The 14,333-nt window shown below is 62.0% G+C and carries 15 protein-coding genes and 1 tRNA gene; 5 read left to right on the top strand and 11 right to left on the bottom strand.

The genetic code is table 11. The annotated features are described in order from the left end of the window. Window positions 1–44: 44 nt before the first annotated feature. Window positions 45–560 carry a DUF6630 family protein gene (locus BLR26_RS10800; RefSeq protein WP_143013269.1) on the bottom strand — a complete coding sequence of 172 codons (516 nt, stop codon included), beginning with the start codon at window positions 558–560 and terminating at the stop codon, window positions 45–47. Window positions 561–631: 71 nt separating this feature from the next. After that, window positions 632–721: transfer RNA gene (locus tag BLR26_RS10795), tRNA-Ser, on the bottom strand. Between the two features lie 290 nt (window positions 722–1,011). Here BLR26_RS10795 and BLR26_RS10790 point away from each other — a divergent pair. From BLR26_RS10790 to BLR26_RS10780, 3 genes are all read left to right on the top strand, one after another. Next, the gene (locus BLR26_RS10790; protein ID WP_045195264.1) at window positions 1,012–1,701 is read left to right on the top strand and encodes a crotonase/enoyl-CoA hydratase family protein; all 690 of its coding nucleotides are present in this window, start codon (window positions 1,012–1,014) and stop codon (window positions 1,699–1,701) included. Between the two features lie 122 nt (window positions 1,702–1,823). Then, a complete protein-coding gene (locus tag BLR26_RS10785; protein WP_045195267.1) occupies window positions 1,824–2,546 on the top strand; it encodes a lysophospholipid acyltransferase family protein in 723 nt (240 codons plus the stop codon). 65 nt (window positions 2,547–2,611) lie between these two features. Further along, window positions 2,612–3,583, top strand: coding sequence for a magnesium and cobalt transport protein CorA (locus BLR26_RS10780; RefSeq protein WP_045195270.1), 972 nt, complete (start codon window positions 2,612–2,614; stop codon window positions 3,581–3,583). A 9-nt stretch (window positions 3,584–3,592) separates the two neighbouring features. Here BLR26_RS10780 and BLR26_RS10775 read toward each other — a convergent pair whose 3' ends face one another. After that, the gene (locus tag BLR26_RS10775; protein WP_093380506.1) at window positions 3,593–4,321 is read right to left on the bottom strand and encodes an amidotransferase; all 729 of its coding nucleotides are present in this window, start codon (window positions 4,319–4,321) and stop codon (window positions 3,593–3,595) included. A gap of 548 nt (window positions 4,322–4,869) precedes the next feature. Here BLR26_RS10775 and BLR26_RS10770 point away from each other — a divergent pair. Continuing rightward, window positions 4,870–5,670, top strand: coding sequence for a cytochrome c (locus BLR26_RS10770; RefSeq protein WP_093380504.1), 801 nt, complete (start codon window positions 4,870–4,872; stop codon window positions 5,668–5,670). A gap of 3 nt (window positions 5,671–5,673) precedes the next feature. Here the strand turns inward: BLR26_RS10770 and BLR26_RS10765 are convergent, their stop codons facing one another. The 7 genes from BLR26_RS10765 to BLR26_RS10735 all read right to left on the bottom strand — a co-directional run bounded on the left by BLR26_RS10765 (window position 5,674) and on the right by BLR26_RS10735 (window position 13,390). Next, on the bottom strand, window positions 5,674–6,471 hold the full coding sequence (locus BLR26_RS10765; RefSeq protein WP_093380502.1) for a transglutaminase family protein: 798 nt from the start codon (window positions 6,469–6,471) through the stop codon (window positions 5,674–5,676). Next, window positions 6,468–7,418, bottom strand: a complete 951-nt coding sequence (locus tag BLR26_RS10760) for an alpha-E domain-containing protein (protein ID WP_045195278.1) — start codon at window positions 7,416–7,418, stop codon at window positions 6,468–6,470. Before BLR26_RS10760 ends, BLR26_RS10765 begins: the two co-directional genes overlap by 4 nt. Window positions 7,419–7,421: 3 nt before the next feature. Further along, a complete protein-coding gene (locus BLR26_RS10755) occupies window positions 7,422–8,831 on the bottom strand; it encodes a circularly permuted type 2 ATP-grasp protein (RefSeq protein ID WP_093380500.1) in 1,410 nt (469 codons plus the stop codon). 177 nt (window positions 8,832–9,008) lie between these two features. Beyond that, window positions 9,009–9,341, bottom strand: coding sequence for a ribonuclease E inhibitor RraB (locus BLR26_RS10750; RefSeq protein ID WP_010226349.1), 333 nt, complete (start codon window positions 9,339–9,341; stop codon window positions 9,009–9,011). 190 nt (window positions 9,342–9,531) lie between these two features. After that, entirely contained in the window at window positions 9,532–9,768 is a 237-nt protein-coding gene (locus tag BLR26_RS10745) for a hypothetical protein (protein ID WP_045195283.1), read from the bottom strand. Window positions 9,769–9,842: 74 nt separating this feature from the next. Beyond that, window positions 9,843–11,177: a hypothetical protein gene (locus BLR26_RS10740; protein WP_093380498.1), complete on the bottom strand. Its 1,335-nt coding sequence runs from the start codon at window positions 11,175–11,177 to the stop codon at window positions 9,843–9,845. 128 nt (window positions 11,178–11,305) lie between these two features. After that, window positions 11,306–13,390: an LTA synthase family protein gene (locus tag BLR26_RS10735; RefSeq protein ID WP_093380496.1), complete on the bottom strand. Its 2,085-nt coding sequence runs from the start codon at window positions 13,388–13,390 to the stop codon at window positions 11,306–11,308. A 184-nt stretch (window positions 13,391–13,574) separates the two neighbouring features. On the opposite strand from BLR26_RS10735, the gene BLR26_RS10730 reads away from it, so the two are divergent. After that, complete coding sequence (locus tag BLR26_RS10730; protein WP_093380494.1) at window positions 13,575–14,048, top strand: methylated-DNA--[protein]-cysteine S-methyltransferase; 474 nt, start codon at window positions 13,575–13,577, stop codon at window positions 14,046–14,048. Window positions 14,049–14,061: 13 nt separating this feature from the next. On the opposite strand, the gene BLR26_RS10725 is transcribed toward BLR26_RS10730, so the two are convergent. Beyond that, entirely contained in the window at window positions 14,062–14,253 is a 192-nt protein-coding gene (locus BLR26_RS10725; protein WP_045195289.1) for a PLDc N-terminal domain-containing protein, read from the bottom strand. Between the last annotated feature and the right edge of the window lie 80 nt (window positions 14,254–14,333).

Raw genomic sequence — 14,333 nt, 5'->3', positions numbered from 1 at the left:
GGGCTCATCGCGGGTCGACTTGACCCGCGATGAAGACACCGCCGTCAGAACGGCTCGCTACCCTCGCGGATTTCTACTTCCAGCACTTTGCCCAACGCCACCAGCTGCGTCGCCACGTCCCTGGTGGTAATGAAACCGCTGTAGCAGTCACCATCGGTAGACCAGTTCCACAGCACCAGGCCCTGCTTGTGCAGTTCGTCGTGGGCGGTGACCATCAGTTCGGGCACCGTGGTGCCTTCGAGGAAGTCTTCATCTTCCGCGTCCTCAACGCCGAACGTAACGTCGGCATCCCGTGCCTCGGCCAGCTGCTGCACGCTCTGCACAAAAGACTCGGTGTCTTTCCAGTCGACAAAGAACACCGACTCCCAGTCTGCCACGTCCTTGACGATGTACATCAGTTGCTGCGGATCGTCCTCGAATTCCTCGATGTCGTCTTCATCCAGCTCGACCTCGCGCAGGGCCTGGACATGCTGGCTGGCCATTGCCGCCGACGGGCTGACCAAGGTCAGCAATTGTTCGGCGGCGAGGATCTGCGCCTTGGTAAAACATTCTTTGAGCATCTGAAACATCCTTTTTCATGGGCAAAACAAAAAGCCCCCGACCTTGTTCAGGTCGGGGGCTTTTCTAGATATGGCGGTGAAGAAGGGATTCGAACCCTTGATACAGTTTCCTGTATACACACTTTCCAGGCGTGCTCCTTCAGCCACTCGGACACTTCACCGTTTCTCTTCAAGCAGTTCAGCCTGTCGAGGCGCGCTAATGTAGTCGAAAGAGGTTCTGATGGCAAAGGTTTTTTTCAGAATATTCATGCGCTTAAGCCATTCAAGCAAAAAACCACGGTACACAGGGCAAAGCCGCCATTCTCTGGCGTGCTTTGACAGCGCCGATTCACCTACTCCCGTCAGCACGAGCGAACGGGCCGTCAAGCTGACCGGTCAGTCAGTCACAGCGCTTTACCTCGGGCACTTGCCTGAGTAACGTCTGCCCCACTCCCCTTTAAGGAACTCTGTCATGAGTGAGCTGATTACCTACCACCTCGAAGACGGCATTGCCACCCTGACCCTGAACAACGGCAAGGTCAACGCCATCTCGCCTGACGTCATCAAGGCCTTCAATGCCGCCCTCGACCAGGCCGTGCAGGACCGCGCGGTGGTAATCATCACCGGCCAGCCCGGCATTCTGTCCGGTGGCTATGACCTCAAAGTCATGACCGCAGGCCCTAAAGAAGCCGTCAGCCTGGTCACCGCAGGCTCGACACTGGCCCGGCGCATGCTTTCGCACCCGTTCCCGATCATCGTCGCCTGCCCGGGCCACGCGGTGGCCAAGGGCGCTTTCCTGCTGCTCTCGGCCGACTACCGCATCGGTGTCGAAGGCCCGTTCAGCATTGGCCTTAATGAAGTGCAGATCGGCATGACCATGCACCACGCCGGTATTGAACTGGCCCGCGATCGCCTGCGCCGTGCAGCATTCCACCGCTCGGTGATCAATGCCGAGATGTTCGACCCGGTCAGCGCCGTGGACGCCGGTTTCCTCGACAAGGTCGTGCCGGTCGAGCAACTTCAGGAAGCTGCGCTGACTGCCGCCCGGCAGTTGAAGAAGATCAACATGAACGCCCACAAGCACACCAAGCTCAAGGTGCGCAAAGCTCTGCTGGAGCTGCTCGACGACGCGATCATCCGCGACCAGGAACACCTCGGCTGACCCCCTACCAAGGCCTGATTGCAACTAATTGTGTAATCAGGCCTGTCCCGCCCAATGAGCGTTTGCCGATAGAAGTGCACACCCGTACACTGCGCCGCGTTTGCCTGGTGTGAGTCGTACGAATGCTTTTTATTATCCGCATGTTCCTGTTGGGGCTGCATTTTCTCCTGGCCGGTGTTCTCGGTGTGCTAGTTGGTTTGTGCCGACCGTTCAACCCGGACAACAGCCGAATTTGTGCACGCCTTTACGGCCTGCCCGCCACCTGGCTGATGCGCCTTGAGATCAAGGCCGAGGTCGGCCCGCTGTTCGACCAGCCGCCGGGCTGCGTGATCATCGCCAACCACCAGTCCAACTACGACTTGTTCGTGCTCGGCCATGTGGTGCCGCCGCGCACCGTGTGCATCGGCAAGAAGAGCCTGAAATGGATCCCGCTGTTCGGCCAGTTGTTCTGGCTGGGCGGCAACGTGCTGGTCGATCGCGGCAATGCCTACCAGGCGCGGCGGGCCATGCAGACCACCACCCGCACCCTGAGCGAAGACGACACCTCGATCTGGGTGTTCCCCGAAGGCACACGCAATGCCGGCGAGCATCTGATCACCTTCAAAAAGGGTGCCTTCCACATGGCCGTGGAAGCCGGTGTGCCGATCGTGCCGGTGTGCGTCAGCCGCTATGCCAGCCGCCTGAAGCTCAACGGCTGGCGGCGCAGCAAGGTCATCATCCGTTCGCTGGCGCCGATCGCCACCAGCGGCCTGACCCAGCAGGATGTGCCGGCCCTGGCCGAACAGTGCCGCCTGCAGATGCAACACTGCATCGATCGCATGGAAAGTGAACTGACCCAGGCGTGAACGGTTGCCGAATCGTGCCGGTCATACCAAGCTACTGGCACGGTTAACAGAAGAAGCGGACAACCATGGGTCGAGTCGTTGCGGCGGCGGTGTACAGCGCCGGCAGAAAAGTCACCAATATCAGCCTCGATGAAGGCAGCCAGTGGGCAAGCAAACCCGGGCATTTTGTCTGGATCGGCCTGGAAGAGCCCAACGCCCAGGAACTGGCCAACCTGCAACGCCAGTTCAACCTCCATGAGCTGGCCATCGAGGACGCGCTGGAAAAGCACAGCCGGCCCAAGCTCGAGACCTTCGGCGATGCGCTGTTCATCGTCACTTATTCGCCAGTGCGCCATGAAGGCAAGCTGGAGTTCATCGAAACCCACATCTTTGCCGGCAACGGCTACATCATCACCGCCCGCAACGGCCACTCGAAATCCTACGCCCTGGTGCGCCAGCGCTGCGAGGCCCGGCCGCTGCTGCTCGAGCACGGCGAAGACTTCGTGCTCTACGCCCTGCTCGACTTCGTCACCGAGAACTACCAGCCGGTCAGCGAAGCCATTCATGGCGAGATCGAGGAGCTTGAGCGCAGCGTGCTCAGCGGCTCGCTCAAGGAAGAAGACATCCAGCGCATCCACAGCCTGCGCCGCGACATCCTGCGCCTGCGCCGCTATGTGGCGCCGATGGTCGAGGTCAGCGAAGAACTGCAGCGTCTGACCTTCCCGTTCATCGACAAGAACATGCGCCCGTACTTTCGTGACGTGCAGATCCACGTCACCCGGCAGATGGAGGACCTGGCAGGGATTCGCGACATCGCCAGCCAGACCATCGAAATCGGCATGCTGCTGGAGTCGTCACGCCAGAGCATCGTGCAGCGCAAGTTCGCCGCCTGGGCGGCGATCCTGGCCTTCCCCACCGCCGTGGCGGGGATCTACGGGATGAACTTTCAGAACATGCCGGAGCTGAGCTGGCACTACGGCTACTTTGCCGTGCTGGGCGGGATCGCCGTGGGCTGCACGGCGCTGTACGCCAGCTTCAAGCGCTCCGGCTGGCTGTAACGGCAGGCCTCAGGCCGAACTGCCCTGGGGCTTGTGCGCGACGAAGCGCATCATCCATTCAGCCACCGTGCTGCCCTGGTGCTGCTGCGCCAGGCTGTCGATGCCCTTGCGGTAGACCTCCTGGCCGAGGCTGTCCTGGCGCAGCTCAAGCAGCGCCCGCGAATAGTCGTGGATGAACTCCGGGTGGCCCTGAAAGCACAGCACCTGGTCGCCGATGTGATAAGCGGCGTTCGGGCAGAAGTCGCTGGAGGCAATCACCGTGGCGTTCTCCGGCAGGCGGGTGACCTGGTCCTGATGGCTGATCAGCAAGGTCAGCTCTTCGACCTGTGGGCTCATCCACGGCGCCTTGGCGTTCATCACATAGCGGTGGGTACCCACCCCCCAGCCTTGGTGCGCGCGCTCGCTCTTGCCGCCCAGCAGCAGCGCCAGCAGTTGATGACCAAAACACACGCCAAGCAGTTTGTCGCCACGCTGATAGCGCTCCAGCAGGAACGCCTTGAGCTTGTGAATCCACGGATCATCACCGAACGAGTCGGCCTTGCTGCCTGTAACCAGGTAGGCATCGAACACTTGGTCATCATCGGGGTATTCGTCGTTCAACACGTTGTAGACGCGAAACTCGGCGGCGATTGGCTGGCGGGTAAACAGCTGCTCGAACATCCGTCCGTAGCCCTGATACTGCTCGACCAGCTCCGGTCGCAGGACGTCGGTTTCCAGGATGCAGATGCGTAGCGACATAGAGATAGTCCTGAACGACAAAGGCGGGATTGCCCCGTAAAGCCTGCCCCGAATAAGGCGCGCAGGCAAGTATGATGCTCGGACGAACGGTCATGAGCTTGGGATCCACTTGCCGATGTGGCGCAGGCGTCTAGCAAGGGGAATGCTGATGGATGGCCAAAGGCCTCATAGCGAAAAACATCTGAAGCGCAATAAGTACAGATTAAAGCGTTCTAAAACACGGGTGACGTTGACCCTAAGGTTAGCTGTATACCCATTAGCAACGGTTCGCGACTTAATGTTTCACCACGTTAAATGATGTTCGCCAGATCGACGACAAGGAAGCCTCTGGGCACTCAGGAATAACAACAAAAAGGCGGTCAGCCATGTTCAAACAACACAAAGTACGTCAAGCCGGGCTCATTCTCTTCGCCACTACGCTGCTGTTGATCCTGCCGAACCTTTCACGCCTGTTCGGCTGAGCGGCATGCCCTCTTCCCGCGGTTTGTGCCTGGCACAAGCCGGTTGTGTGCAGGTAATCTGCCGACCCTGATGGTTGGAGACTGCCCATGCGCCACTGTTTCAGCTTGTTGCTCGCCCTGCTGTGCCTGCCCCTGCAGGCGGCGCAGTTGACCCTCGACCTGGGCAACGGCAGCCGCCACTGGCAGAGCGCCGAGTTGCTGGCGCATCCGCTGGCGCAGGATATCCAGATTGAAAACGACGTTTCCTACAAGCGAACCATGCATTACCGCGCGGTACCACTGGCTGTGCTCCTACAGGGAGTGCAGGCCGATGATCACCTGCAAGCCATTGCCCTGGACGGTTTCGCCGCCGAGATGCCCGCCGCGCCTTTGCTCAAGGACGGCCCTGCGCGGGCCTGGCTGGCCATTGAAGACCCGGCCAGACCCTGGCCGGCACTGGCCAAGGGCAAGCCCGGTGCCGGGCCGTTTTACCTGGTCTGGACCGACCCGCAAGCCGGGCGCATCAGCCCTGAGCAATGGCCTTTCCAGGTCGCCAGCATTCGCCGCCTGGCGGCAGTGGCCGAACGCTTCCCGGCCATGCGCCCGGCGCCAGGCATTAGCGTCGACAACCCGATCAACCAAGGCTTTGCCGTGTTCCAGAAGAACTGCCTGGCCTGCCATCGCCTCAACGGTGCCGGGGACGCCCAGTTCGGCCCGGACCTGAACCTGCCGCACAACCCGACCGAGTACTTCCAGGCCGATTTCCTCCGGCGCTATATCCGCGACCCGCAAAGCCTGCGCCAGTGGCCCCAGGCAAAAATGCCCGGGTTTGCCGCAGCGGTCATCAGCGATAGCGAGCTGGATGCGCTGCTGGCGTACCTGGCCCACATGGCCACGCGCAAACCCTGAGGCTCACTGCTGCTGGGCGTTGAGGGTCGGGGTCACCAGCACCTTGGCGTGCAACTGCTCGAAACCACCACCGCGGCGCATGCCGCGCACCGGGCAGGCATCCAGGTAGTCCAGGCCCACCGCCAGTTTCAGGTGGCGTTCAGGCCGGGCCAGTTGGTTGGTGACATCGAAGCTGTACCAGGCATCCTCCAGCCAGGCTTCGGCCCAGGCGTGGCTGGCCATCTGCTGGCTGTCGCTGTCGAACAGGTAACCGGACACATAGCGCGCCGGGATGCCCAGGCTGCGCGCGCAGGCCAGGAAGGCATGGGTGTGGTCCTGACATACCCCGGCGCCGCCGGCAAACGCCTGGGCGGCGCTGGTATCCACGGCGGTGCTGCCGGACCTGTAGGCCATGCGCTGGTTCAGGGCATTCATCAGTTCGATCAACGTCGAGCGGTCACGGCGCTTGCGGCAGTGCTGGCTGGCGAAGGCACGCAAGGCTTCGTCAGCTTCGGTCAGGCGGGTGAAGCGCAGGAACGGCAGCGGCGATTGCAACTCGTGCTCGGCCTCGCGGCTTTCATCAATGTCGACCAGGCCACGGGCGCCGATGACCAGGTCCGAATGTGGCTCTTCCAGGCTCAGCACATGCAGGATGTTGCCGAACGGGTCCAGTTGCGCGCGCACCGGCCGCGGCAGGTCCAGTTGCCAACTGAGCACCTGTTGACGCTCGCTGTCGTGCGGAGTCAGACGCAGGTACTGGATGCTGGCACGCACCTGGTCTTCGTAGTGGTAGGCGGTTTCGTGGCTAATGGTCAGTCTCATACGGCCTCCAGGTAGGCGCTGTGAATGGCGTTGCCCAGTTCACGCACCAGCGGGATGTAATGGGTCAGCCAGGGGTGCAGCCCTTCGGCAAGGATTTCATCGATCGAGGTGTAGCGCAGGCGCGCGTCCACCTCGGCGGCCAGGCGCTGGGCCGGGCGGCCGTTGCCGCCGGGCAGGCTGGCGAGGATCAGGTCGATTTCCTCGGTGCAGGCACGCAGCGAGCGCGGCACGTCGGCGCGCAACAGCAGCAACTCGGCAACATGGCGAGCGGCCGGTGCATCACGGTAGATTTCGGTGTAAGCCTCGAATGACGACAGCGCGCGCAGCAAGGCGCTCCACTGGTAATAACCGCGCGCCGAGCTGTCGCTGACCGCCTCGGCCTCGTCGCCAAGCATCTCGTAGCGGGCATCGAGCAGGCGCAGGGTGTTGTCGGCGCGCTCGATGAAGGTGCCCAGGCGGATGAAGCGAAAGGCGTCGTTGCGCATGATGGTGCCGTAAGTGGCGCCACGGAACAGGTGCGAGCGTTCCTTGATCCACTCACAGAAACGGCTCATGCCATAGCGGCCCAGGCCTTGCTCGGCGATGCCACGAATTTCCAGCCAGGTGGCGTTGATGTTTTCCCACATGTCGGCGGTGATCCGCCCACGTACCGCATGGGCACTGGCCCGCGCGGCACCCAGGCAGCTGTAAATGCTCGCCGGGTTTTCCGGGTCGAGGGCGAAGAAGTGCAGCAGGCGTTCGGCATGCAGTTGACCATGGCGCTCGAGGTAGTCGTCGAGGGTACCGGTGATCAGCAGCGGCATGGCCATTTCATCCAGACCGTCGCCGCGCCCGTCTTGCGGCATCAGCGACAGCGAATAACTGACATCGAGCATCCGCGCGAGGTTTTCCGCCCGCTCCAGGTAACGCGACATCCAGTACAAATCAGAGGCAGTTCTACTCAGCATGACTTAATCCTCGACCACCCAGGTGTCCTTGGTGCCGCCGCCCTGGGACGAGTTGACCACCAGCGAGCCCTCGCGCAGCGCGACCCGGGTCAGGCCGCCTGGCACCACCCGGGTCTCGCGCCCGGACAGCACGAACGGGCGCAGGTCGATATGCCGCGGGGCGATGCCGTTTTCGACAAAGGTCGGGCAGGTCGACAGCGACAGCGTCGGCTGGGCGATATAGGCCGCTGGCCGGGCCTTGATCCGGGCGGCGAACGCCTCAATCTCGGCACGGCTGGCCGCCGGCCCGACCAGCATGCCGTAGCCGCCGGAACCCTGGGTTTCCTTGACCACCAGCTCCGGCAGGTGCGCCAGCACGTGGGACAGTTCTTCAGGCTTGCGGCACTGCCAGGTCGGCACGTTCTTGAGGATCGGCTCCTCGTCGAGGTAGAAGCGGATCATGTCGGTGACATAGGGGTAAATCGACTTGTCGTCGGCCACCCCGGTGCCAATGGCATTGGCCAGCACCACGTTGCCGCAGCGATAAGCCGCCAGCAGCCCGGGCACACCGAGCATCGAATCGGGGTTGAAGGCCAGCGGGTCGAGGAAGGCATCGTCCAGGCGCCGGTAGATCACATCCACCGCCTTGGGGCCGTCGGTGGTGCGCATGAATACCCGCTCGTCACGCACGAACAGGTCGGCGCCCTCGACCAGCTCGACGCCCATCTCGCGGGCGAGGAAGGCATGCTCGAAGAAGGCGCTGTTGAAACGCCCGGGCGTCAACACCACCACGCTGGGGTTGTCCAGCGGGCTTGAGCTCTTGAGGGTATCGAGCAACAGGTTGGGGTAATGATCGATCGGCGCGATGCGCTGGGCAGCGAACAGCTCGGGGAACAGGCGCATCATCATCTTGCGGTCTTCAAGCATGTAGCTGACGCCGCTGGGGGTGCGCAGGTTGTCTTCGAGCACGTAGTAACTGCCATCACTGTCGCGCACCAGGTCGACCCCGGAAATGTGCGAATAGATGTCGCGGTGCAGGTCCAGGCCCTGCATCGCCAGTTGGTACTGCTCGTTGGCCAGCACCTGCTCGGCCGGAATGATCCCGGCGCGAATGATGCGCTGGTCGTGGTACAGGTCGGCTAGAAACAGGTTCAGCGCCTTGACCCGCTGAATGCAGCCCCGTTCGACCACCCGCCATTCACTGGCCGGGATGCTGCGCGGGATGGTATCGAAGGGAATCAGGCGCTCGGTGCCCTGCTCGTCGCCATAGAGGGTGAAGGTGATACCGGCGCGGTGGAACAGCAGGTCGGCTTCACGTCGACGCTGGGCCAGCAGCTCTGGCGGGGTTTCGGCCAGCCAGCGGGCGAATTCCCGGTAGTGCGGACGGACCTGGCCGTCAGCGGCGTACATTTCGTCATAAAAGGTGCGGATCATGCCGAACTCCTTGTCACCCGTGCACCGGAGCCATCGCAAGCCCCGTGCCAGCGGCACAATTCCTTGTTATTCAGTATGTTGCGTTTTAAACGAAGAACGGTCGCACCAGATCTGTGCAACCGCTGCGCTCGCTTTGACGGCGGCGCCTCATTGCGAAGCGCCGCGCTTGCTTGCCGGTCAAGCCAGTTGACGTTCCTGCTTGACGCCCCAGCCTTCTATTTCTCCGCCCAGCGGGGCGATCACCGCCTCGAAATCCTGTTCGAATTCGCCGATACCGCCATAGGTTGCAAACATCACCTTGCTCAGCTCCAGGTGCCAGGCGCCATCATCGCGCTCGTGGACCTGGGCACTGAGTGATTCGCCGCGAAACTTACCTGCCGCTCGCCGCGCCCGTGCCTCGTCCGGAAAGACCGCATAAAACTCGATGGGATGAATCTGCGCGAAGTTGAACCCCCCTTCTTTCATCCGACGCAAGACCGTGCTGCTGATGTCCTCGTATTGGCTGCTCATGAATCGTCCTCCTCATTACCGATGGATAGACTTTCAGTGCAAAACGCACCTGCCCGCCACACAAGCCGTGCGGGGGCAATTCGAGCTGTTGCGTGACGTGGATCGGCAAGCCCGGACAATCAGAAAAAATCGCCCGACCTTGTCTGCAGCGTAGCGCCTGATTGCCCAGCGTGCCAGCCGGCATGCGGGTTCAAGGCCCTTCAGTGATGGCAGTGATCTCCACCCCGTTCTGCTCCTTCAGCCATTTGGCCGTTGGCGAGGTTTCGCGGTCCTGGAAATCATTGAGGTCCAGCTCGCCCAGGACCGGAAACAGATGGGAGCGAATCAGCCGCGCCGCCTCTTCGATACTCGGTTCCAGCTCTGCGCTGAGCGGCAGCGAGGTACGCTCGCCCTTCTGGTCAACGAAGGTAATGACCCATGCTTTCATTGGACTCTCCTCTGTACAGATGTTCAGGGTGAATCGGGCTTACCTTCCGTTGACCTCGATACAGCGGTGGTTGTTCAGTCTTCTTGCGGCTCGAAGCGATGAGCGCCTGGCAGCGCGCGTATGCTTTGCAGCGTGCGTAGAAAATCGTCCCTGGAAGGCTCGAACTGCAGCGGCGGCTCGGAGTGTTCATCGGTCACTCCCAGCACCACAGTGGGCTGGTCGCCGGAGCCCAAGGCGCCGGCGACCATCCTGAACGTTTCTGTGGCCGCCGGCTTCAAACTGTCAGGCTCATAGACGCGAAAGCGTGCACCGCCGAACCTGCCCTTGGCGGCGCCGATCCGCACGCTTGAGGGCCCGAACTTATCGACGCTGATCTGCAGCGGAAACGGGTTGGCAATCAGTCGATCCAGCAGCATCGGCACCATCTCGACGGCCTTGTCACTGTCACTGCTCATGCTCAGGCGGTGCAACAGGTTCGAGTTGTCTGCGGGGTTGAGGCCCAAGGTGATGGCATGGCGCGGCGTGCCATCATCGGCAATGAAGCCGAAGGGCACACAGAAGCCGTTGTCCTGGGGAATTTCGTATTGCTTGCGGATGCGGAACGCGGCCAGCACAGCGCGCGCCCTGGGCTCCAGCCGGGCCAGCGCCGCGGTGTCTGTCGCGGTATTGGCGCCACTGTAGAACTTGAATCGGTAGATGCGTTGATCGCGCCACAGGTAGGCAGTCAGATTGCCTTCATACCAGTTTGCAGAGGCGTCTGGCACACCCAGCTCGATAAAGCGCTCATGCTCGTACTCTACATCGGTCGGCCATTGCGCCTGCTCCTCGAAGAAGGCATCGCGCTCGACCTGCAGCTTCGCCACCGACCGCCCCTCGCCAGTAAATTGCTTGATCATGTCGTCAAGCACCACCAGTTGCGAAGTCACATAGCCTATGCGCTGGAGCTTTTCACGCAAGTCGTAGTACTGATCACTCAGGGCCCTGTAGCGCGTTTCGTCGTCACGGCTCGCAGAGATGGCGGCATCCAGCGCCTCCATCTGCGCCTTCACCACCCGCTCCTGCGCCGGGCCACGGGTGAGGCCCTGCACATAGCGGATCTGTTCGTAGAGTGCACGGGTGGTCAACGGGCTGACCTCAATGTCGACCAGAAAGGGCAGCTCGCCGGTCAATCCTTCGCCGTAGGCAATCTGCTTGTCCCCAGGGGTGATTGTGGGAGTGGGGAGCTCGAAATTGTAGTACTGCCAGTAGCCACTGGAAGTGTGCCAGGCAATGTCCTTGGGCACATCGAACTGCACCCGGCCCATGCATTCGGTACGCCAGCCGGGGGGCGTCTGGTAATCCGCCGGTGCAACATCGGCCAGCGCCAACAGTGAATGGCACAGGCCGGCAAACAATACGAACACGCGCACGCAAAAATCCTTTTTTGATGGGCGCCGTTGCAGCCCCCGCTTCCTCAAGCGCGCGATTTGAGCATCCATGGCCCAGAAAGCCAAGACCCCGGCAAGCCGGGGTCCTGTTTACAGCACCCGCAACGTCGTTATTCCGGGGTGCCGTGCACTACACCCGCAGTGTTATCCAGCAGGCTCTTGGTCGCGGTCTGGATGAACGACTCAAGCTTGTGGGTCAGCTCGGTCTGGTCCGGGGCTTCGATCAGCTCGGCCTTGAAGTTGGCGCCCAGCTCGTAGCGGTACATGCGTGGCGACATGTCCTTGGACTCGATCAGGATCCGGTCGCCCTTGACCAGCCCGACGATCTGCTCGCTGCCCGATGGCTTGATCATGCCGAAGCCCTGGTCACCGGCTGGCAGGTTGAGCAGGTCACGGCCCCAGCACTGGTGACGGGTTTCGCCGCCCAGGCGGCCCATGATGGTCGGCACGATGTCGATCTGGGTACCCACGGTGTGGTTGACCGCACCGAACTTCTCCTGGATACCCGGGGCGATCAGCAGCAGCGGCACGTTGAAGCGCCCGAGGTCGAGCTCGGTGACCTGCTGGTGGTTGCCGAAGCCATGGTCGCCGACAATGACGAACAGGGTTTCCTTGAAGTAAGGCTCCTTGCGCGCTTTCTCGAAGAACTGGCCCAGGGCCCAGTCGGAGTAGCGCATGGCAGTCAGGTGCTCGTCCAGGCGGCCCTGGCCGGTAACCTTCTCGACCGGCAGATCCTTGGGCAGCGCATACGGCGTGTGGTTGGACAGGGTCTGCAGCAGCGCGTAGATCGGCTTCTTGCCATCGTGCTTGGCCAGCTCTTCGTTACCACGGTCGAACATGTCCTGGTCGGACACACCCCAGGTCGGGTCGGAAAACACCGGATTGACGAAGTCGTTACGGCCGATGAAGGTGGTCATGCCCTGGTTGCCGAAGAAACCGGACTGGTTGTCCCAGGCAAAGTCACCGTTGTAGACGTAGACGTCATCGTAGTCACGAGCACTGAGCAGCGCCGGCAGGCCGGACAGCTTGTGGCCACCTTCCGGGGTTTGCATCAGGTATTCGAAGCCCGGCAGGTTCGGGTAGCAGGCCATGGTGGCGAACATGCCCTGGTGGGTATGGGTGCCGTTGGAGAAGAAGCGGTCGAACAGCAGGCCCTCTTTCGCCAGTTTGTCGAAGTACGGGGTGATGTTGTTCGGGCTGCCCAGGGCGCCAACCGAATGACCGGCGAAGCTCTCCATGAGGATCACCACGACGTTCTTGATTGGCAGGGTGTTGTCCGCCGGCGGGGTGAAGTCACGGCGCACGGCGGCGCTGTCGGTATCGACCAGCTTGTCGTTGGCGGTCAGCAGCATGTCGCGCACGGTCTGGGTCGCCAGGCCTTGCTCGATGGTCGACTTCCAGATGTTGGCGCGGTCTTCGCCGAAACGGCTCTTGGCCGCGTCGATCAGGGTCAGGGTGCCGTTCAGGCCCAGCTGGTTGACGAAGTTCGAGTCGGTGGTGAAGGCATCGCCCCAACGCATCGGCGGGCCCTGGCGCAGGGTACCGCGAGCGGCGATGACCGCTACCAGCAAGACCATGAAGAACACCACGCCGCGCACGTACCAGGGCGCAACGCTGCGCGTGCCGGCTACCTGGCTTTCATACCCGCCAGCAGGCCGGGTCAGGCGGTCGATGCCCTTGAACAACAGGCTCAGCAGCCAGGTGCCAAAAGCCCAGGCCAGCAGGTAGCGCACCACCGGGAAACCGTACCAGAGCATGCTCAGCACGGTTTTCGGGTCTTCCTTGACGTACTGGAACACCAGGCCGTTGAGGCGCTGATGGAACTCGCGATAGAAGTCCATCTCCATCAGGCCGAGGAACATGACAATGCTCGAGGCGATGGTCAGCCAGGCCCGGAACAGGCCGCGGGCAGCCATGGCGCGGGCACTGAGGATCGCCAGCAGCAGCGGGATGCTCAGGTACACCACAACCCGCAGGTCGAACCGCAGGCCATTGAGGAAACCCTCGGCTACGGTCGAGGTCGGCGTGTCGCCGATCATGTCGCTGTTGTAGACCAGCAACGCGAGGCGGACCAGGCTGAGCATCAGCATGATCACCAGCCCGCACAGCAGGGTGTAGGCCAGATGCGATTTCAGCGTCGGTTGCAACGGGCGCGACGCAGCCCGCTGTTGACTCAAGGCGTCCGTGTTAGCCATGAATTGGAAGATCCTAGGGTTCAGGTTCGAGGAAGGCGGTAAAACGAATCGGCAAATGTGCCCTAAACGCGAGCGCGTTGCACGGTCATTCGGCGAACGGATAATTGCGCGCGCAAATTGTCGGCAATCGTTTGTGAAAATTTCGTAATAGAATCAGGGTTATCCGCAGGGAGATCATTACCCCATGTTTTTTCGCTACCTACCAAGCCCGCTAGGCCCGCTGCTGCTGGCAGGCGATGAACAGGGCCTGCGCCTGCTGCACATGGACGCCGCCCAGCCCTGGGAGCTGGCCGCGGACTGGCTGCCGGCCAGCAACCAGCTGGACGACGTGGCGCGCCAACTGGACGAGTATTTCGCGCGCAAGCGCGAGACCTTCGAAGTGCGTGTGGCGCCCCGCGGCACACCGTTCCAGCGCGAGGTTTGGCAGGCCCTGCAGCGCATTCCCTACGGCACCACCTGCAGCTACGGCGAACTTGCCCAGGCCATCGGCAACCCCAGGTCGGTACGGGCAGTGGGCACCGCCAATGGCGCCAACCCGATTGCCATCATCATCCCCTGTCACCGGGTGATCGGCAGCAATGGCACCCTCACCGGCTTTGCCGGCGGGATCGAGCGCAAGCAGATCCTGTTGGAACTGGAGGGGACCTGGCTGATCTGAAGATTATCCCGGGCTACAGCCGCACATTGCCCCGCGGCCCGGCTATCGCCCAGATAATCAGGCCCAGCACCGGCAGCAGCAGAATCAGCAGGATCCAGAGAATCTTGGCGCCCCCGCTGGCACCGCTTTTGATCACATTGATGATCGCCCAGATGTCCAGGGCGAGGATGATCAGCCCAACCAGGCTATTGAAGGTAGAACCCATGGTATTGCTCCCTTGGTCGCGTCTGCCCTCAGGATAGCTGGCTATCAGGCCCATAGAGGCGAATCGTTCGCCGCGCCCAG

It is taken from the genome of Pseudomonas sp. UC 17F4, assembly GCF_900101695.1.
In the GTDB taxonomy this organism is placed as follows: domain Bacteria; phylum Pseudomonadota; class Gammaproteobacteria; order Pseudomonadales; family Pseudomonadaceae; genus Aquipseudomonas.
The sequence above is the reverse complement of the archived record's forward strand: the minus strand, read 5'-3'. Positions and strand labels throughout refer to the sequence as shown.